The organism is Propionispora hippei DSM 15287 (assembly GCF_900141835.1).
GTDB classification, from domain to species: domain Bacteria; phylum Bacillota; class Negativicutes; order Propionisporales; family Propionisporaceae; genus Propionispora; species Propionispora hippei.
The window spans coordinates 1-19,288 of the sequence record NZ_FQZD01000054.1; the positions used below are offsets into that span (position 1 = coordinate 1).

Genomic DNA, 19,288 nt, shown 5'->3' on the forward strand with positions numbered 1-19,288 from the left:
AGGATATTTTGTGGATACGGTGGGACGAAACAAAGAGGCAATAGCAAAATATATCCGAGAGCAGTTACAAGAAGATATAATTGTCGACCAGCTAAGTTTGAAGGAATTGACAGACCCGTTTACGGGTGAGCCCGTGAAAAAGTCATAAAAAGAGCCCCTTTAGGGGCTGACTGAAAAGGTTATGCGGTTGGCGGACTTTTTCAGTGAGTCTTGAGACTCAGCTAGTACCTTGCCCTTATAGGGCGTAATCAAGCCACCCGTTTTACGGGTGGTCCTGACTAATTGCCAGTCAATTCGTTATTTGAGGTGTACGGCATGCCTAGCTACAAGCAAGGAATAAGAATAGCCATTCTGACGGGACTGTTATTAACCGGATTGTACTACCTATGGCTTATACGAAATGTATTGTATCCTTTCTTGCTGGGATTTTTTATCGCTTATCTCTTAAATCCCTTAGTTTGTCTATTTGAGAGGTGGAAAATTAAACGGATTTGGGGAATTTTCATTATTTATGCTGTTCTGCTGGGAATTATTTTTTTAGGGGTTATTTATTTTTTCCCTATACTTATGAAAGATATTGATGATTTCTCCGCGCGGCTTCCTCAAATTATGATTAAAGTAGATTTAGCACAACAGCAGATGTACAGTCAGTACAATAACTCCTTGCTTCCCCTTACGATAAAAAAAGCTTTGGATAATTTGTTACTATCTTTAGAAACTGGCGTCAATGATTTTATAGGAGCTATCCTTCAAACCTGCTTGACGCTCATCAGTCATTCGCTAGGTATTTTAATCAGTCCCATATTAGCTTTCTATATGCTATATGACTGGTATCCGATAAAAGATAAAATTCTTAGTGCTTTACCGGGACGCTGGCGACCGGAATTTGCTGCTGTAGCCAAAGATATTGATAAAGTACTGAGCGGTGTTATTCGTGGACAAATCCTGACTGCTATAATTGTCGGTACCGTGGTTACTGGAGGGTTAAGCCTGCTACATGTTGAATTTCCACTGATTATCGGAATTTTTGCCGGTATGTTGGATGTAATTCCTTATTTTGGCGCCTTTCTGGGAGCTGCGCCGGGAATTGTTCTGGCGCTATTGCAGTCACCGCTGGCGGCTATTCAGGTAAGTATTTTGTTTTTTATCATTCATCAATTAGAGGGGGCGGTTATTCAACCTAAAATATTGGGAGAAAGCGTGGGTCTTCATCCATTATCGGTTATTTTCTTTGTATTCGTCGGCGGTGAACTAGGCGGCATTACCGGCATGCTGCTAGGAGTTCCTATCGCTGCGATAGGTAAGGTAATTGGCAAACATCTTATAAATTTGTTTCTTTAATTTGCGTCAGGTTAACCGCCAATTATTGACAACCTCAGATAAATTATGTATAATTCCAAAAGAATGTGCCTATACGCCAGTGGAGGTTGATTACTTTGAATTATATGACAGGTAGTGAATTGCGCAAAAAGTTTTTGGAATTTTTTGCAAGCAAAGATCATCTAATTTTACCCAGTTATCCCTTAATACCTGAAGACGATCCGACGTTACTTTTAATAGGAGCCGGTATGGCTCCCTTTAAACCTTTTTTTACAGGAAAAATGAAACCGCCGCGTGTGCGGATTTCTACCAGTCAGAAGTGTGTACGTACGGGTGATATAGAAAATGTAGGACGTACAGCCCGGCATCATACTTTTTTTGAAATGCTGGGTAATTTTTCTTTTGGTGATTATTTTAAGAAAGAAGCAATTGCCTGGGCTTGGGAGTTTCTTACCGAGCATATTTATTTACCCAAAGACAAATTATGGGTGACTATCCATCCGAAAGATGAGGAAGCTTTTGAAATTTGGAAGAATGACATCGGTTTACCGGCGGAGCGAATTATAAGACTGGAAGATAACTTCTGGGAAATTGGCCCAGGTCCCTGTGGCCCTTGTTCGGAAATCTATATTGATTTGGGCGAGGCACGTGGCTGCGGCAATGAGGACTGTGGTGTAGGTTGTAACTGTGACCGTTTTCTGGAGATTTGGAATCTGGTCTTTACACAATACGATCGTGACGAAGCAGGCAATTATACTCCCTTGGCCAAAAAGAATATTGATACCGGTGCCGGCTTGGAAAGAATTGCTTCTGTTTTGCAAAATAAAAAATCAAATTTTGAAACGGATTTGCTGTTTCCTATTATTGAACATACGGCTAAAGTTGCCGGTGTCACTTACGGACAGTCGGCTAAAACAGATATTTCATTGAAAGTAATCGCTGACCATGGCCGCAGTATGGCGGTTATGATTGGCGACGGGATTCTTCCTTCCAATGAGGGGCGTGGCTATGTGCTCAGGCGTATTTTGCGCCGCGCGGTGCGTCATGGTCGCCTAATGGGAATAGAGAAAACCTTTTTGGTTGATATTGTTGACGTAGTAGCTGCTATATTTGCTGAAGCTTATCCTGATATTACGGATAAAAAGGAATATATAAAAAAAGTAATCCGGCAGGAGGAAGAACGGTTCCAAACTACCTTGGCGCAAGGTATGGAGCTGCTTAACGGTCATATTGCCGATATGGTGAAAAAAGGCAATAAAACGCTGGATGGTACGATTGCTTTCCAGTTATATGATACTTTTGGTTTTCCCTGGGAACTGACACTTGAAATTTTACTGGAACATGATTTGGAACTGGATAAAGTCGGTTTTGACCAAGCGATGGGGATTCAGCGAGAGCGGGCAAGAGCAGCCCGACAAGACAATGAGGACAAAATTGTCCTGCCTGATTTGTCACGACTGTCCGGTGAAAAGTTATCCCATGATTTCAGTGCAACTAATGCTAAGGTGGTATTACTCTGGGAAGACGGTAATTTAATCGAAGCTGCTCATGATGATGAGGAAATTGGTGTGATTCTCAGTGTAACACCTTTCTATGCCGAGGGTGGTGGGCAAATCGGTGACACCGGAGTGCTAACCGGCCCTATGGGAAAGGTGCAAATTGCCACCGCCAAGAAACTGCCTGATGGCACCATCTATCATTGGGGACAGGTTATTGAGGGATCTTTAAAGACCGGTGATATAGTTGCTGTAGAAGTTGATGAAACCAGACGCGGCAGTACGGCACGGAATCATACGGCTACTCATTTACTGCAAGCTGCACTGAGAAGTGTATTGGGTGAGCACGTAAATCAGGCTGGATCAATGGTGACTCCGGAGCGGCTACGGTTTGATTTTACCCATTTTGCACCTGTTACACAGGAACAACTGACTGAGATTGAAAAAATCGTTAATCGTCAAATCCTCAAAAACAGTCAGGTTCAAAAACAGGAAATGCCTCAGGAAGAAGCAAAAAGGCTGGGAGCAACCGCTTTGTTTGGTGAAAAGTACGGAGATATTGTGCGTGTGGTTCTTGTTGATGATTTTAGTAAAGAACTGTGCGGTGGCGTCCATGTGTCCAATACTGGCGAAATTGGTGTGTTTAAAATTGTGGCTGAAGCCGGTATCGGTTCCGGAGTAAGGCGGATTGAGGCTGTAACCGGTTTTGGAGCACTGGAATATATTAAGGAACGCGAAAATACTTTACAGCAAGCTGCTCATGCATTAAAAACGAGACCGGAGGAATTATTAAACAGGATTGACAGTTTGCAGGGCGGCATAAAAGAACTTGAGCAGGAATTGGCTGCCATAAAAACGAAGCTGGCAAAAGGCGATGTAGAAGAACTGCTGAGTAGGGTGGAAACCATTCAGGGGATTAAGGTGGCAGTCGGCGTGGTAGCTGCAAATGATATGGATGCTTTGCGTTCTATTGCCGACATGGTCCGAGACCGTTTGGTATCCGGTGTTGTTGGAATTGGGGCTGTCAATCATGATAAAGTTAATTTTGTCGTCATGGCTACGAAAGATGTGGTGGCGAAAGGCGTACATGCCGGCAATATTGTAAAAGAAGCGGCTAAGGTAGCTGGCGGTGGTGGTGGCGGCCGCCCTGATATGGCTCAGGCTGGTGCTAAACAAGCTGACAAAATTGGCGAATCGTTGGAAACGATGAAGAATGTAATTCGTCAACAAATAAAATAATAATCAGGCGGGTAACCCCGCCTGATTACTACTTTCTAAGATTCTCTCTTAAAATTTAATAACTACTAGCTCTAATTTGGAGGAAAAATCTAGCCTAAGCCGAATATATGGTATATACAGGGAGATAATAAAGGAGAGGAGGATGCCCAATGCCTAATGTATCGCAAGAGACGATGATGTTTCGTGTAGACAATGAAGAAAACATGGCAGCTGCAGCTATTATTGCCACGGTAAATAAAGCTTTAAAAGATAAAGGATATAACCCTGTCAACCAAATTGTAGGTTATCTTTTATCCGGGGATCCTACATATATTACCAGTTTTAATAATGCGAGAGGTCTTATCCGAAAACTGGAAAGAGATGAATTATTGGAAGAATTTGTGAGAGCTTACCTTAAAGACAAATAAAAGGTAGCGTATCGTGATGTAGTATGTGAGGGTAGCATGCGTATATTAGGACTTGATGTTGGAGACAAAACAATTGGTGTGGCGGCAAGTGATTTAATGCTGCTGACCGCACAAGGGGTGGAGGTAATCCGCCGGACTTCGCTTGAGCGTGACTTTGTACGACTGGGAGAAATCATCTGCCAGTATGACGTGAATACAGTTGTTGTAGGATTGCCGAAAAATATGAATGGCAGTATCGGCCCCAGAGGTGAATATACGCAGCATTTTGCCGAAGAATTGAAGACTCGTTTTTCTCACATTGCAATTAAATTCTGGGACGAACGTCTCTCTACAGTGGCGGCTGAGAAGTCTTTAATTGCCGCCGATGTCAGCAGGACAAAACGCCGTAAAGTTATTGACAAGATGGCAGCAGTTTTTATCCTTCAGGGCTATCTGGACAGTTTGCCCCGTCATTAATTTCCTTGACAGGGTAAGTTTTCTAGTATAGAATTTACAAGATACTAATTTAAAAGAGGTGAAATGAATGGCTGATTTTGAAAATGATGATTTTGATGAGTTTGATGAAGATTCCGTTGTGGTTATGACTGACGAAGAAGGTAATGAATATTATTATCGGGAAGATATGATTATTCCTGTTGGTGAAAAACGTTATGCGATTTTAATTCCGATTGATATTGATGATTGTGAAGATGAGTCTTGCGATTGTCAAAATCATGATGATGAGGAAATTGATGTATTTATCGCTCGCATTGACGTTGACGAGAATGGCGAGGAAGTATATGTTGACCCGACCGATGAAGAGTTTGAAGAAGTCCGCAAGGCCTATGAAGAGCTTATGGAAGATGAGGATTATGAAGCTGAATAGGCTTCATTTTTTTTGTCTTTTTGTGTATAATAGATAAACAGTAAGTGGTTTGTTTATTTTGAAAGCGTAAAAGAATTGGCGGGAATTTTTTCGCAAGGCCAGGCGGCGCACACAGCGGACCTATGTAGCCGACCAACGAAGCATTGCGGGAAAGGCCCGTGAAGTCATTATGATTTTAGAGTAGGCAGACCAATAGGGATAGCTAGGCAGGTGATAAAAAAATGCAGCAATATACTTGGTTTACAACCCGATGGTCTACCTGGATGATTCTGGCCATATTTTCTTTTTGCGTTTTTTTCTACGGTTTTACTATACCGGTACCTGCTACGAGTGGTGAAAATGTCATCATTGAGGTTAAACAGGGGATGACATCCGACCAAATTGCCCGGATGCTTTATAACCGGGGGTTAATTAGCAGTCCGGGGATGTTTCAGCTAGTAGCAAAATGGAAGGGATTGGGCAGCTCTTTGCAAGCCGGTGAATATGCCATTCAGCGCGGCGCAACTGTAACCCGCATTGTTGATATGATGGCTAAAGGTGAGACCAATTATCTGCAATTGACAATTCCCGAAGGATATACGGTCAATCAGATTGCTAAGCTAATAGAAAATAAGCACATCGGCAGTGGCGCAAAATTTAAGGAACTGGCAAGAAAGGTTCCATCTGATTATGATTATATGAATGGTACGTCCTCTTCCGTCGTGTATGCTGTCGAGGGATTTTTATTTCCTGATACGTATAAGCTTTCCAAAGGAATAACGGAAGAAGAGTTAATTGCCATGTTAACCAGGCAATTTGATGAAAAGTTTACACCCGAGATGCGAGCACAAGCAACAGCAATGGGGTTATCAACTCGTGAGGTTATTATTTTAGCATCATTAGTGGAAAAAGAAGCCCAAGTGGAAGCGGACCGTCCGGTTATTGCCGGTGTTTTTCTAAACAGATTGAAACAGGATATGCCTTTGCAGTCTTGTGCTACCATTCAGTATATTTTGGGGTATCCTAAAGAAGAACTATCCGTAGAGGATACGGAAATAGCTTCGCCATTTAATACCTATTTGCATAGGGGACTGCCACCGGGTCCGATTGCTAATCCGGGTATTGCCTCGATTCGTGCGGTGCTGCATCCGACCGTGACAGATTACTTGTATTTTGTGGCCGACAAGCAGGGGGCGCATCATTTCAGCCGGACCTATGAGGAACACTTGGCAGAAATTGAAAAGGTACGCAATTAGCATGAATAGCATTGACGATAAAGTTTTGGAACTACTGCAGGAAATGCGGGCATATGCAACGGAACGAAAAATACCAATTATTTCCCCAGCTGGCGGCGAACTTTTATCCCGGACAGTTGCCAACCGTGAGCCGTATTCTATTTTGGAAATCGGGTCGGCTATCGGTTATTCAACTTTGCTTATGGCAAGTCAGGCAGCGCCAAATATTTCAATTGTCTCTATTGAAATAGATCCGGGCAGACTGTTTGTGGCGAGGCATTATTTTGAGCGGGTCGGCTTGTTGGACCGTGTTCAGTTTCTTGAGGGGGATGCGGCACAAATATTGCCTAACCTTACCGGAAAATTTGATTTTGTTTTTATTGATGCTGCCAAGGGGCAGTATTTGGATTATCTTTTAAAGATCACCGACAAACTTGCTCCGGCAGCAACGATTGTTTCCGATAACGTTCTGTTTAGAGGTTTGGTCTTATCAGAGGAGCAACCGCCTCGGCGCTACAAAACCATTGTCAAACGGCTAAGGGAGTATTTGCAATTTATTACCGGCAATCCCCATTTTTCTACAACAATTCATGCAGAAGGCGATGGACTGGCAATTTCTTATTATCAAAGGGGCGAATCATATTGAAAACACCAGAGCTGTTAGCTCCGGCAGGAAATCTAGAAAAGTTGAAAATGGCGCTGCTCTATGGTGCTGATGCAGTTTATATGGGTGGGAAGGCCTTTGGACTTAGAGCGTTTGGCGGCAATTTTGATGATAATGAATTACAAGAGGGAGTCAGATTTGCCCATAGTTTAAATAAGAAAGCTTATGTAACGGTTAATATTTTTCCCCATAATGATGATTTAGTCGATTTACCTGATTATATAAAATATCTGGCAGAGATCTCGGCTGATGCGGCAATTGTATCTGATTTGGGCGTTTTTCGCTTGTTCCGAAATATCGCGCCGGACATAGAACTGCATGTCAGTACACAAGCCAACAATGTGAATTGGTCATCCGTACTGGCCTGGCAGGAGCTGGGAGCCAGCCGGGTCGTACTGGCACGGGAACTGTCTTTTGGCGAAATTGCGCTGATTCGTTCCCGGACCCAGGTTGAACTGGAGGCGTTTGTGCATGGTGCTATGTGCATTTCTTATTCCGGACGTTGTTTATTAAGTAACTATTTTACAGAACGTGATGCCAACCGCGGTGCGTGTTCCCAACCTTGCCGCTGGAAATATGCCCTGATGGAAGAAAAGCGTCCGGGGCAATATTTTCCAGTGGAAGAAGATGAACGGGGAACCTATATTTTTAATTCCAAGGATTTATGCCTCGTTCCACATATTCCTGAATTGGTGGAGGCCGGAGTGGATAGCTTAAAAATAGAAGGCCGCATGAAAAGTGTTCACTACGTTGCTACCGTAGCGAAGGTCTATCGGGAAGCGTTAGACTGTTTTGCAGCTGATCCCGATCATTTTGTCATGCAGCCGGAATGGTTGGAGGAATTGAACAAAGTATCGCACCGGGAGTATACTACTGGCTTTTACTTTAATAAAACTACTTCTGACGATCAAATCTACGGGTCTTCTTCTTATACCCAGACTCATGATTTTATCGGGCTAATTAAAGAGTATCAGCCTGAACGGCGGATGGCTGTCATTGAACAGCGTAACCACATGAAGGTAGGCGATGAAATCGAAATTGCCCAGCCCGGACAGCGTAATTTTACGCAAAGAATTGAACGCATGTGTGACGCAGAAGGCAATGAAATTATGGCTGCGCCTCATCCCCAACAAATTATTACCATTCCGGTCCGCGAGCCGGTTTTGCCGTATGGTATGTTGCGGCGCAGGATAGGTGAAGCATGAAGGAAAAAGAAGTCATTTTGATAAAAGTAGAGCCCTGCAATATAAATTATGTTAATCGTATCATGGAAGGCTATGAGTACTTGGGTGTGGTAACAACGGTTAGCCCGGCAGAGGGGAAACTGATGGTCCGGGTTACCTCTGATACTTACCATGAGGTTGAGGAAATATTGAAAAAACTGCCCATAAGGCTAGAATTTGTCTGAGCTGCTGCTTAAAACTATGATTAGAGTGCCATACTACCACCAGGAGGAGTAGTATGGCACTTTATGTTAGTCGTATTCATAAAATAGCATGGGCTATTCTTTTTATCGGGACTCTGTTGATTGCCCGTTTGGTATACCTGCAAGTCCTGGAAAGCCCAAAACTGGCAATTGAGGGGTTAAGCGGACGGGTCGCAGAGGTCTCTCTGGGGCCGGAACGGGGTGATATATTTGACCGTAACGGCGCTTTACTTACTAATACTGTACAGACATTTTGCATCATCATTTTTCCTGCCCAGGTGGTGGACCCTTATGAAGCGGCAAGTCAATTGGTTGCTTTTAGCGGTATTGATAAGAATGAAATGATAAAAAAAATACGGCAGGCGCAGAGACCGTTTAAACTTCAGGCCAATATAACGGAGAAGGTGGCGGAGGCTGTAAATCAGCTGCAGATTCCCGGTGTGCTGGCTGTGGCCGAAAAAAGCAGATACAGCTATAATTCTCTGGCAGTGCATACAACCGGATATATAAACGTAGCCGACAATCAAGGCGTAAGTGGAATTGAGCGTATGTACGACGACATTTTGAGAGGAGAGCAGACTGAACATGTGGCAGCCTTAGTGGATGCCGGACAACAAATTATTCCCGGGTTAGGCTATACCCGACTGAAACTGGGCAATAACCTGGGGCCTGGTAATATTATATTAACTATTGACAGCAGAATACAAAAGATTGTTGAAAATATTATGGATAAGCATGAAATAAAGGGGGCTGTTGTCATTATGAAGCCTTCTACCGGTGAGATATTGGCTATAGCTTCAAGACCGAAATTCGATCCCACACAGATTGAAAATTATTTGACCATGAAAACAGCTCCCTTTTTAAACAGAGCTCTATCTGCCTACCAACCGGGGTCGATTTTTAAATTAGTCGTAGCGGCAGCAGCCTTGGAAAACAAAGTAGTCCGTCCGGACGATACTTTTTTTGATCCGGGATATGTTGATGTAAGTAACCGGCGATTCTATGGCTGGGATTATGAACAGGGAGGACGCGGTAAGATAACTTTTACCGATGCCATGGCGTACTCCAGCAATCCTACCTTTATCACTGTGGGGCTGAAATTAGGCTCGGATAAATTAATTTCTTTTGCCAGGCAATTAGGCTTTGGCAAACATACGCAGCTTGCTTTTTATGGTGAGGCTGATGGAAATTTACCCGATAGTAGTCAGCCTATCTATCCGGGAGAATTGGCCAATCTAGCGATCGGGCAGGGAACTTTTGAGGCCACTCCCCTACAATTTGCCTGTTTAGTCTCGACCATTCTTAATGACGGGGTCAAGGTTGAGCCCTATTTAGTCAGTAGATTGGTCGATTCCAGAGGACGGAGCATTAAGAGTTTTTCACCTACGCCAGGTGTCCGCGTTTTTTCTCATCAAACTGCCGAAGATATGAAGAAGATGATGGCTGCCGTTACCCGGTACGGTACAGGTGAAGAGGCTTATGTACCGGGAGTGGGTTCGGCGGGTAAAACCGGTTCGGCGGAGACTGGCCGTATGCAGCAGGGAAAGAGTGTGAATCACGCATGGTTTGCCGGGTATGCACCCTTGGAAAAACCACAGTACGCGGCAGTTGTCTTTGTGGAAGAAGGGCACTCCGGTGGCGATGTGGCGGCCCCTATTTTTCGCGAAATCTTTACCGAAGTAGTCGCAAATACGTTGAGTGATGACAAATAGACAGATCTGTTGATTTTTTATTCAAAAAATTCTTTGCTATATAGGCAAATAAACAAAATCATGGTAAAATAATAAAGTTAATAATCTCAGGGTGTGATAATGTGGCTGAAAAAGAGTCTTGTGTACTGGTGCTCAATGGTCCTAATTTGAATTTATTGGGAAAACGGGAGCCTGAAGTTTACGGCAAGTTGACATTAGCGGATATTAACCGGTTAGTTGCAGAAAAGGCGGCTAGCCTGGGACTCACTGTCGATTTTGAACAAACTAACCATGAAGGCGTGCTGGTAGATAGGATTCAACAAGCTGTCGGTCACTATTTCTGTATTATCTTGAATGCCGCCGCGTATACCCATTATAGTATTGCTATCCGCGATGCCATTGCTGCCGTGACCGTTCCGGTTATTGAGATTCATTTATCCAATATTTACAAACGGGAAGAATTCCGGCATCATTCTGTCATTTCTGCGGTAACTTATGGTCAAATCAGCGGGTTCGGAGCCGATAGCTATCTTCTAGCATTAGAAGGCGCCGCCAGAATGATCCATGGAGGAAAATAAATGGGGTACAGGCTGGAACAGATTAGAAAGACTCTAAGTCAAAGTGGGTTGGATGGGATACTCATAACCAAACCGGAGAATCGGCGATATGTTAGCGGTTTCACGGGTTCAGCAGGGTTGGTACTTATTTCTCAGAACTCGGCGAAATTGTTTACAGACTTTCGCTATACAGAGCAAGCGACGAAACAAGCTGTCGACTATGAAGTCATTCGCCATGGAGCAACGCAGGAGACTAATCTGCAGGTAATGTTAGCTAAGACAGTTGAAGAAGAGCAGCTCCGGAAGATCGGATTTGAAAGTGATTTTGTAACATTTCAAGCGTATACCACACTCAAGAAGAATTTGCCTCACTGTACATTGGAGCCCATAGAGCTTGATCATTTGCGCATGGTTAAGGATGAGGCGGAAATTCGTTTGATTCAAAAGGCAGTCGATATTGCCGATGCCGCCTTTACTCATATTTTGTCCTTTTTAAAACCGGGGATTACCGAATATGAAGTTGCACTGGAAATTGAGCATAAAATGCGTCAATTAGGAGCAGAAAAACCGGCTTTCGATACGATTGTCGCATCAGGAATTCGCGGCTCTTTACCTCACGCCATGCCTTTGCCAAATAAAATGCTTACCTATGGTGAATTTGTTACCATGGATTTTGGTGCGGTTTATCAGGGCTATAGTTCAGATATAACCAGAACGGTTGTTTTGGGAAAGGCAAATACCAAGCAGCAAGAGTTATATAATCTTGTATTAAAGGCTCAGTTGGCGGGGGTGCAGGCTGTTTCTCCCGGCAAAGTCTGCAGTGAAGTTGATTATGCAGCCAGAGGCATCATTGAACAGGCTGGCTATGGTGAGTTTTTCGGACATGGCTTGGGACATGGCGTAGGCCTTGCCATTCATGAAGAACCTAGACTTTCACCGTCTAATGAAACAATGGAGCTTGTTTCGGGTATGGTTGTAACGGTTGAACCGGGCGTTTATCTGCCTGATTGGGGTGGACTTCGCATTGAAGATACGGTGCTGGTAAGTGCTGAAGGCAGCAAAGTATTAACTGCCAGTAGCAAACTATTAATAGAATTAGAGTAATATACAGTATTGTTGGAGGTTATGTGGAATGATTTCATCGAGTGATTTTCGTACAGGGGTAACGATCGAGATTGACAATTCAGTTTGGCAGGTTGTGGATTTTCAGCATGTTAAGCCGGGAAAAGGAGCTGCGTTCGTTCGGGCAAAACTGAAAAATGTCAAGACAGGCGCAGTGGTGGAAAGAACTTTTAATCCCAGTGAAAAACTGCCGAAGGCTCATATTGATCGACGCGATATGCAATACCTCTACGAAAGCGATGGCTCTTATAATCTGATGGATAATGAGACCTTTGAGCAAATTGCTTTACCAGCCGAACAATTAGGTGATGCAACCAAATACTTAAAGGAAAATATGAATATTGGAGTTATGTTTTTCCAGGGAATTGTCATTGGCGTTGACTTACCGACTTCTGTAGAGTTAACGGTTGTTGAAACAGATCCTGGTATCCGTGGCGATACCGCTACCGGTGGTACGAAGCCAGCTACGATGGAAACAGGCTGTGTTGTTAAGGTTCCATTGTTTATTAACGTAGGGGAAGTACTGCGGATTGATACGCGAACCGGCGAATATATTGAGAGAGCATAATGATTTCAGAATCCGTTGCCAGCAGGCAACGGATTTTTATTTTAGGTACATTCATTTTTTTTGCTATATTGGACACACTATTTTCAGGCATAAAAGTAAGAAATCACTGATTTCACAGCTAGTGCTTCAGTCAGTTGAATTATGGAAAGTAGCGCCGGGAATAGTTGGTGTCAGGTAAGGCGGATGAGTCGCGTACATCGGATGATAATGTCAGCCGATGACAACCAAGGCTGACGGGCAAAAGGCCGGCGATACATTTCAAATGCTCGACGAAGGAGGCACTAGGGCCGTAGTAAGATTGTACTGGTGCGTTCATTAAAGCCGCGGTTCACGGGCTAGTAAAAAAAAGGGGGGTAATCATGGGAAATTTAAAAGAAAGAGTCGCCTATTTGCAAGGACTTACCCAAGGTCTCAGTATTAATGAACATTCAGCCGAGGGCAAACTGATTCTAAACATTATAGAAGTGCTAGACGAGGTTGCCGATGAGTTTGACGACATAGCCATGGCCCATAATGATCTTGAAGAATATGTGGAGACCATTGACGAGGATTTGACCGAACTGGAAGAAATTTATGATGATGATAAAAACTATGTGGAAGTTGATTGCCCTCATTGCCATGAGCGGGTAAGTTTTGAATCAGATATTTTAGAAGAACCCGGTGAAGTGGAAGTTACCTGCCCCTATTGTGGTGACGTCGTATATAATAGCTATGATTTTGATGAAACAAATCCCGTTCATATTGGTTCGGTAACTTCTGTTGGCGACATGCGTCAGACAATACATCCCGGTTTATAAAAATTTTCTATAAACATAAGCTGTATTTGAAGAATATAAAAAATAATATGTCATGATCTTCAATCCCGCATAGCGGGATTTTTCTTTTTTATAGCATAAAGTTTTTTTTTGTTCATATCTATGTAAAGAAAGGACGGAGTGACATAGATATGCTTACTTCCATTTATCCCATCCTCCCGCCCAGACTGGCCGAGTTGTTTAAGAAAATTTCGCCGGCCATAGTGCAGCAGATAACAGAAATTCGAATCAGGGCCCAGCGACCATTAGTGGCGGTTTTAGGTAACCAAGATATCCTTATTGGTTTAAATGGTGAAATTGTCGAGAACTGCCGGCTTGCCTATTATTGCGTGCCGGAGGATTTAATGCAACTAGTTCAACTAATCAGTAAGAATTCGCTCTATGCCTATGAACAGGAGCTGCGTTCAGGTTATTTTACCATAGCCGGAGGACATCGGATTGGGGTGGCTGGTCAGGCGATTATGGAAAATGGACGTCTTAAAGCATTGAAATATATTAGCTCTGTCAATATCCGGATTGCAAGAGAAGTGGCCGGCTGTGCAGACGTTATTCTTCCTTATCTTATTGATGGTGAATGTTTAATGAGCAGTCTTATTATTTCTCCGCCTCGTTGCGGAAAGACAACCATATTGCGGGATATTGTCCGGCAGATTAGTGACGGTGTTTATTTAATGCCTTGTAAAGGGGTACAAGTTGGTATTGTTGACGAACGCTCAGAAATTGCCGCTTGCCAGCAGGGCGTTCCTACCATGAACATCGGCTGCCGCTCAGATATTTTGGATGGGTGTCCTAAAGCGATTGGAATGCTTATGTTGATTCGTTCCATGTCTCCCACAGTTATTGTAACTGATGAATTGGGGCGGGAAGAAGATGCCTGTGCTGTTAGGGAGGCGCTGCATGCAGGAATTGCGGTTATCACTACAGTGCATGGTCGTGATGAAACCGAGGTATCCCACCGTCCTTATATCGGAGAGCTAATTCGCGAAAGATTCTTCGATCGCTACATCATTCTTGATAACAAACCACAAATGGGTACGCTAAAAAAAGTTATAGCGGTAAAGGATGACACAGTTTTATATTCTTGGGAAAAGAGGGGCGCTTATGTGGTTAAAGCTGGCAGGTAGTCTGCTGATTATATTGGCCGGAACTTCTATCGGTTGGAAAGCTGCACAACGTTTCAGTGATCGTCCCAGGCAGATTCGTCAAATAATCAACTGTCTGGCTTCATTAAAATCCTATATGAATTACGCAGCGCTGCCTTTGCCTGAGGCTTTACGGTTGTGCACCGGAAATGCCGAGGGAGTCATCAGGGACATATTTCAGAATATGTCTTTTGTTTTAGAAGAAAATGGCTGGTTAACACCTCAGGCGGCCATGACGCAAACAATCAACAACTTGGAAGGGAAGCTGGCTTTGGAGAACCCGGAGTTGGAAGCATTACGCCTACTCAGTTCCAATTTAGGTTCTGTTGATCAAACCGAACAGGAAAAATTTCTTCAGGTTGTACAAAATCAATTATTGCAGCTTGAAGAAGAAGCCCTGCAATTGCGGGAACGAAATGTAAAGATGTATCGTTATCTGGGGATTTGCGGCAGTCTGACGGTAGTTATAGTCTTATTATAGAGAGGAGTAGGACAGGTGGGATTGGACGTATTGTTTAAAATTGCCGGAGTCGGAATTTTAGTTTCCGTGTTTCACACTGCCTTAAAACAAGCCGGAAAAGAGGATATGGCCCATTTATGTACATTAGCCGGCTTCACGATGGTGCTGCTTTGGGTAGTTCAGTTATTAGGCCGCTTATTTACAACGGTACAGGAAGTATTTAAATTGTTCTAGGGAACCGCTGATTTAATGAGCCAGCCGGCCTGGCGAGAGATTTTTTCGGCTGGTAAGGAAGCAAAAGCGCAGGAATAGCGGTTCCTATTTCAAGGTTTTGCTGAGGCAGCCAGACGGAAAAAGATCCGCCAGGATGCGCTGTGTGAATAAATCAGTGGTTCCCTAGGCCGAGCTAGTACTTTGTCAGCCTTGATCCAGTGAATACCGTTTTAAGCTTGATAAGGTACTAGCGGGTTTTGTCCGCCATACAAGCATAAGGGGTGTACGGTCGTGGATATTGTACAAATCGTCGGCCTGGGATTTGTTGTAACGCTACTCAGTCTGATTATTAAAAGGGAACGTCCGGAAATTGCTTTGCAATTAAGTTTAGCTTTGGCAGCTATCATTTTTTTATTGGTACTTACCAAAATCGGTGCCGTACTTAATCTCTTCAGAGATCTAGCTGAAAAGGCAAATATTAGCCAGATGTACCTAAATACTATTTTAAAGATTATCGGTATTGCTTACATTGCGGAATTTGGTGCACAGGTGTGTAAAGATGCCGGTGAAGGAGCTGTGGCAAGTAAAATTGAGCTGGCTGGCAAAGTCATGGTTATGGTCATGGCAATCCCTATTATCGTTCTGGTTCTAGATACTGTCATACGTTTAATACCATAGTGCTTCACCAACTCTAAAACTACATTTGCATTTTCAAAGTTAGCGGAGCACACAGTAAGGTGGAATATGATGAGAAAAGCGGTCATGGTATTATTGTGGTTAATGCTCTTAAGTTCCACCGTTTGGGGAGCACCGGCAGACCAGACGGACGTTACGCAGCAAGTGCTGGAAAAAATGTCGCTTGAGGATATTAACCAGGTTGTTGATAAGATAAAAGCCGAGCTGCATGAGAATGTTCCCGGTGTGGAAAATTTGACTATTCAAGAAATGGCTGCCAAAGGTATTCGGATAAATTGGCAACAGTGGTGGAAAAGCCTTATGGCCAGATTTTTTCAAGAAATAGCTGCTAACATACATTTGAGTGGGAAACTATTATTTTTAGCAGTTTTATGCGCTATACTGCAAAACTTACAAAATTCTTTTGAACGCAGTAATGTTTCTTTATTAACCTATAGCATTTGCTTTAGTTTTTTGTCCGTTATCGCACTTACTTCCATTTATAATGTACTGGAGTTAGCCCGCCAGACTGTGGCGCAAATGGTTGATTTTATGCAAGCCTTATTACCAGTACTTATTTCTTTACTGGCCGGTGTCGGTGCTGTCACTTCGGCTGCGTTGTTTAGTCCGGTCATGTTATTTTTAACAAGTATGGTAAGTCTGCTTGTTAAGGATGTGGTATTACCGCTTTTATTTCTTACGACAGTGTTGGAATGTGTTAACTATCTTTCTACTACCTACAGGCTAGACAATTTGGCCAGTGTTTTTAAACAAGGTGGAATGGTTGTATTAAGCTTGGCGCTGGTAGTCTTTATTGGGGTTGTTACGATTCAAGGGGTCTCGGGCGGTGTGTCGGATGGAATTGCCTTGCGAACGGCCAAATATGCTACTGCCACGTTTATCCCGGTAGTGGGAAAAATGTTTTCTGACACGGTCGAACTGGTTATGGGAGCATCTTTATTATTAAAAAACACAGTGGGAATTCTTGGGGTCTTGGCGGTCTTAATGATATGTGTCTGGCCTCTGCTTAAGATACTGTCCTTAATTGTGGTAATTAAGCTGACTGGTGCACTTATACAGCCGATGGGTGATGACCGGATGGCAAAATGTCTGGATATGATGGGAAACAATCTTCTTTTGATTTTTGGTGCGGTGCTAACGGCGGCGCTGATGTTTTTTTTAGGTATAACGATGATTATTGGCGTGGGCAACGCGACAGTTATGTTACGCTGAGATGATTTAAAATAAGGGAAATGAGTGTTGAAAACAATGGAAGCGATAACCCTGTGGGTAAAGAATATTGTTTTAGTTGTTGTGTTTGCCTGCTTTCTTGACTTATTGCTGCCTAATAACAGCATGCAAAGATTTATCAAAGTAATTGTCGGCTTATTTATTATGCTGGCCATACTTAATCCACTCGTTGGTTTTTTTCAGAATAAGTGGGAAACGGAAGCTGCGCTGGCTAGTAGCACGATGACAGAAGGTCGGCAATCGGGAGATGTAACAACAACGATTAATAATACGGTGGTTGAACGGGAAGTGTTAGCCAAAGAAATATATACAAAAGATTTAAGTAAACAAATAAGGACTCTTGTATTGGCTATTCAAGGCGTACAAGAGGCCAAAGTAGCGGTAGAACTTGCTGATGAAAAGAATAGCAAGCACAAAGGCGGCATCAGTAAAATTAAAATTTACCTGAAACCAGGCAATTATTCCGGTAAATCCGATACAGTAGAAAAGATTCAACCCATTTCTGTTTCGGACGGGGAACCTGCTCAGCGACAGAATAGTCAGGAAGAAATAAGAGCAGAACTGAAAAATAGGATAATAAAGACTGTTACGGAGTTATATTTACTTTCCCCGGAGCAGGTTGAAATTTATAAGCTTTTTTAAAAAGGAGGGTTGCAGTGTATGCGCAGTTTAGAGGAAATTGTAAACAAAGGAAGGGCACTATGGCCATTTCAATTAGTCAGACAAGGCGTTATTACGACAAGGTTAATCTGGTTAGGTATCTTAGGTGTTGCTTTGCTATTGGTCAGCCACTTTTTTGAAGCTGAAACGGTGATTCCGCGTACCAAGGAACCGGCAGAAATAGGAAACCGCATGCCTGTGTCAGTACAAGCCGGAAGTTATGAGGAGATGCTGGAAGAAAAGCTGGCTAATCTCTTATCTAAAGTGAATGGTGCCGGCGCTGTTACAGTTAGTGTAACATTGGAAGCCGGCAATACACAGGAGCACGCCAAGAATGTAACCAAAGAGACAAAGACCGTGTCTGAAAAGGATACTACCGGTGGTGTTCGTACAACCACAGAGGTAAAGGAAACGGAACAAGTTTTGATTACCCGCGAGGCGGGGGCGGATAAACCTGTTGTGGTACGGGAAATAAAACCGGAGATTAAAGGTGTTCTTGTCGTGGCTGACGGGGCTTATGATTCAACGGTAAAGGCGAATTTGATCAAGGCAATTGAAGGTGGGTTGGGAATACCTCCGTATAAAATAACTGTTTTGCCTCAAAAAAGATGAGGAGGGGTAACATGATTTTATCCATCAAACGCTATAAAATAGCTCTTGTTGTGTGCGGAGTTTTTATTCTCATTCTATTATTAGCCTGTGCCGAATTATTGCATCGAAATGATTATCAAAGTAAAGCGGACCGTTCCAATTCCATGCAGGTAAATACGACAGTAGCCGTAGATAAAACGGCGCCGGTGCTTTCTCAGGACTTTTTTACTGAATATAGGATTGAACGGGACCGGATTCGTAGTGAGCGATCCGAATTATTGCAAACCAGTATAAAAAGTGCTAAAAACGACGAGGCCATGCAGCGAGCGCAGGAAGCAGTTTTAAAAATCATTATGGAAAAACAACATGAATCGGAAATTGAGAGCCTAATTAAAGCGCGGGGGTTCAGCGATGCTTTGGTTTTTATTTGGGACAATTCGGTCAGTGTCGTCATTAAAGCCGCTTCTCTTTCACGGGATGAGGTTGTGCAGATTGCCGATATTGTAAGTCGTGTATCTGGGGCCAAGCCGGAAAATATCACCATTAGTGCAAAACCCTAACTATAGCGGCACACCATACTTTAAGTATGGTGTGTCTTTATTGCGTAAGCGAATACCACATGCTATGCATGTGGTTCCAAAAAGCTTATAGCTATACGTCGAAAAAAACAGCCTCTTTTGTTAGAATAAATGCAGATTTGCCGACCGCATAACTCTAAACAAAGGAGGCGCATCCAATGGATGATACTAAGAGTTTAGCACATAGTAAATGGCGGTGCAAATATCAGTATTTGCACCAAAATATCGTAGACAGGTGATATATGGAAAAATAAAAGCGGATATAGGAGTGATCCTAAGGAAGCTGTGTGAGTACAAAGGTGTGGAAATTTTAGAAGCTAACGCTTGCCCGGAT

Annotated in this window: 22 protein-coding genes and 2 pseudogenes; all 24 read left to right on the top strand. The window is 43.2% G+C overall.

Features of this window, described 5'->3' with window-relative positions; translation table 11 throughout:
* Window positions 1-148: pseudogene (locus tag F3H20_RS18410) on the top strand (IS200/IS605 family transposase); the annotation flags it as partial.
* 167 nt (window positions 149-315) lie between these two features.
* Window positions 316-1,341: an AI-2E family transporter gene (locus tag F3H20_RS18415; RefSeq protein WP_149736301.1), complete on the top strand. Its 1,026-nt coding sequence runs from the start codon at window positions 316-318 to the stop codon at window positions 1,339-1,341.
* A gap of 95 nt (window positions 1,342-1,436) precedes the next feature.
* Window positions 1,437-4,055, top strand: coding sequence for an alanine--tRNA ligase (gene alaS / locus F3H20_RS18420; protein ID WP_149736302.1), 2,619 nt, complete (start codon window positions 1,437-1,439; stop codon window positions 4,053-4,055).
* A gap of 149 nt (window positions 4,056-4,204) precedes the next feature.
* Window positions 4,205-4,462 carry an IreB family regulatory phosphoprotein gene (locus F3H20_RS18425; protein WP_149736303.1) on the top strand — a complete coding sequence of 86 codons (258 nt, stop codon included), beginning with the start codon at window positions 4,205-4,207 and terminating at the stop codon, window positions 4,460-4,462.
* 36 nt (window positions 4,463-4,498) lie between these two features.
* Window positions 4,499-4,918, top strand: a complete 420-nt coding sequence (gene ruvX, locus F3H20_RS18430) for a Holliday junction resolvase RuvX (protein WP_149736304.1) — start codon at window positions 4,499-4,501, stop codon at window positions 4,916-4,918.
* 67 nt (window positions 4,919-4,985) lie between these two features.
* Window positions 4,986-5,327, top strand: a complete 342-nt coding sequence (locus F3H20_RS18435; RefSeq protein WP_149736305.1) for a DUF1292 domain-containing protein — start codon at window positions 4,986-4,988, stop codon at window positions 5,325-5,327.
* Window positions 5,328-5,548: 221 nt separating this feature from the next.
* Window positions 5,549-6,562 carry an endolytic transglycosylase MltG gene (gene mltG, locus F3H20_RS18440; protein WP_223191849.1) on the top strand — a complete coding sequence of 338 codons (1,014 nt, stop codon included), beginning with the start codon at window positions 5,549-5,551 and terminating at the stop codon, window positions 6,560-6,562.
* 1 nt (window position 6,563) lies between these two features.
* Window positions 6,564-7,187 carry an O-methyltransferase gene (locus tag F3H20_RS18445; RefSeq protein ID WP_149736306.1) on the top strand — a complete coding sequence of 208 codons (624 nt, stop codon included), beginning with the start codon at window positions 6,564-6,566 and terminating at the stop codon, window positions 7,185-7,187.
* Window positions 7,184-8,410, top strand: coding sequence for a peptidase U32 family protein (locus F3H20_RS18450; protein ID WP_149736307.1), 1,227 nt, complete (start codon window positions 7,184-7,186; stop codon window positions 8,408-8,410). The genes F3H20_RS18445 and F3H20_RS18450 overlap by 4 nt, the downstream gene beginning before the upstream one ends.
* A complete protein-coding gene (locus F3H20_RS18455) occupies window positions 8,407-8,613 on the top strand; it encodes a DUF4911 domain-containing protein (RefSeq protein ID WP_149736308.1) in 207 nt (68 codons plus the stop codon). The genes F3H20_RS18450 and F3H20_RS18455 overlap by 4 nt, the downstream gene beginning before the upstream one ends.
* 53 nt (window positions 8,614-8,666) lie before the next feature.
* The gene (locus F3H20_RS18460) at window positions 8,667-10,343 is read left to right on the top strand and encodes a peptidoglycan D,D-transpeptidase FtsI family protein (protein WP_149736309.1); all 1,677 of its coding nucleotides are present in this window, start codon (window positions 8,667-8,669) and stop codon (window positions 10,341-10,343) included.
* Between the two features lie 101 nt (window positions 10,344-10,444).
* The gene (aroQ, locus tag F3H20_RS18465) at window positions 10,445-10,900 is read left to right on the top strand and encodes a type II 3-dehydroquinate dehydratase (protein ID WP_149736310.1); all 456 of its coding nucleotides are present in this window, start codon (window positions 10,445-10,447) and stop codon (window positions 10,898-10,900) included.
* The gene (locus F3H20_RS18470) at window positions 10,901-11,983 is read left to right on the top strand and encodes a M24 family metallopeptidase (RefSeq protein ID WP_149736311.1); all 1,083 of its coding nucleotides are present in this window, start codon (window positions 10,901-10,903) and stop codon (window positions 11,981-11,983) included. It abuts the gene before it with no gap.
* A gap of 28 nt (window positions 11,984-12,011) precedes the next feature.
* Window positions 12,012-12,569 carry an elongation factor P gene (efp, locus tag F3H20_RS18475; RefSeq protein ID WP_149736312.1) on the top strand — a complete coding sequence of 186 codons (558 nt, stop codon included), beginning with the start codon at window positions 12,012-12,014 and terminating at the stop codon, window positions 12,567-12,569.
* Between the two features lie 359 nt (window positions 12,570-12,928).
* Entirely contained in the window at window positions 12,929-13,366 is a 438-nt protein-coding gene (locus F3H20_RS18480) for a CD1247 N-terminal domain-containing protein (protein WP_149736313.1), read from the top strand.
* A 149-nt stretch (window positions 13,367-13,515) separates the two neighbouring features.
* Window positions 13,516-14,508 carry a stage III sporulation protein AA gene (spoIIIAA, locus tag F3H20_RS18485; protein ID WP_149736314.1) on the top strand — a complete coding sequence of 331 codons (993 nt, stop codon included), beginning with the start codon at window positions 13,516-13,518 and terminating at the stop codon, window positions 14,506-14,508.
* A complete protein-coding gene (locus F3H20_RS18490; protein WP_149736315.1) occupies window positions 14,486-15,007 on the top strand; it encodes a stage III sporulation protein AB in 522 nt (173 codons plus the stop codon). Before spoIIIAA ends, F3H20_RS18490 begins: the two co-directional genes overlap by 23 nt.
* Before the next feature lie 15 nt (window positions 15,008-15,022).
* A complete protein-coding gene (spoIIIAC, locus tag F3H20_RS18495) occupies window positions 15,023-15,220 on the top strand; it encodes a stage III sporulation protein AC (protein ID WP_091743370.1) in 198 nt (65 codons plus the stop codon).
* 270 nt (window positions 15,221-15,490) lie between these two features.
* Entirely contained in the window at window positions 15,491-15,877 is a 387-nt protein-coding gene (gene spoIIIAD, locus F3H20_RS18500) for a stage III sporulation protein AD (protein ID WP_149736316.1), read from the top strand.
* A gap of 66 nt (window positions 15,878-15,943) precedes the next feature.
* Complete coding sequence (gene spoIIIAE / locus F3H20_RS18505) at window positions 15,944-17,107, top strand: stage III sporulation protein AE (protein WP_223191850.1); 1,164 nt, start codon at window positions 15,944-15,946, stop codon at window positions 17,105-17,107.
* A gap of 36 nt (window positions 17,108-17,143) precedes the next feature.
* A complete protein-coding gene (gene spoIIIAF / locus F3H20_RS18510; protein ID WP_223191852.1) occupies window positions 17,144-17,767 on the top strand; it encodes a stage III sporulation protein AF in 624 nt (207 codons plus the stop codon).
* Between the two features lie 18 nt (window positions 17,768-17,785).
* On the top strand, window positions 17,786-18,397 hold the full coding sequence (locus tag F3H20_RS18515) for a hypothetical protein (RefSeq protein WP_149736318.1): 612 nt from the start codon (window positions 17,786-17,788) through the stop codon (window positions 18,395-18,397).
* Between the two features lie 11 nt (window positions 18,398-18,408).
* Window positions 18,409-18,936 carry a SpoIIIAH-like family protein gene (locus F3H20_RS18520; RefSeq protein ID WP_149736319.1) on the top strand — a complete coding sequence of 176 codons (528 nt, stop codon included), beginning with the start codon at window positions 18,409-18,411 and terminating at the stop codon, window positions 18,934-18,936.
* A 176-nt stretch (window positions 18,937-19,112) separates the two neighbouring features.
* Window positions 19,113-19,288: pseudogene (locus F3H20_RS18525) on the top strand (transposase); the annotation flags it as partial.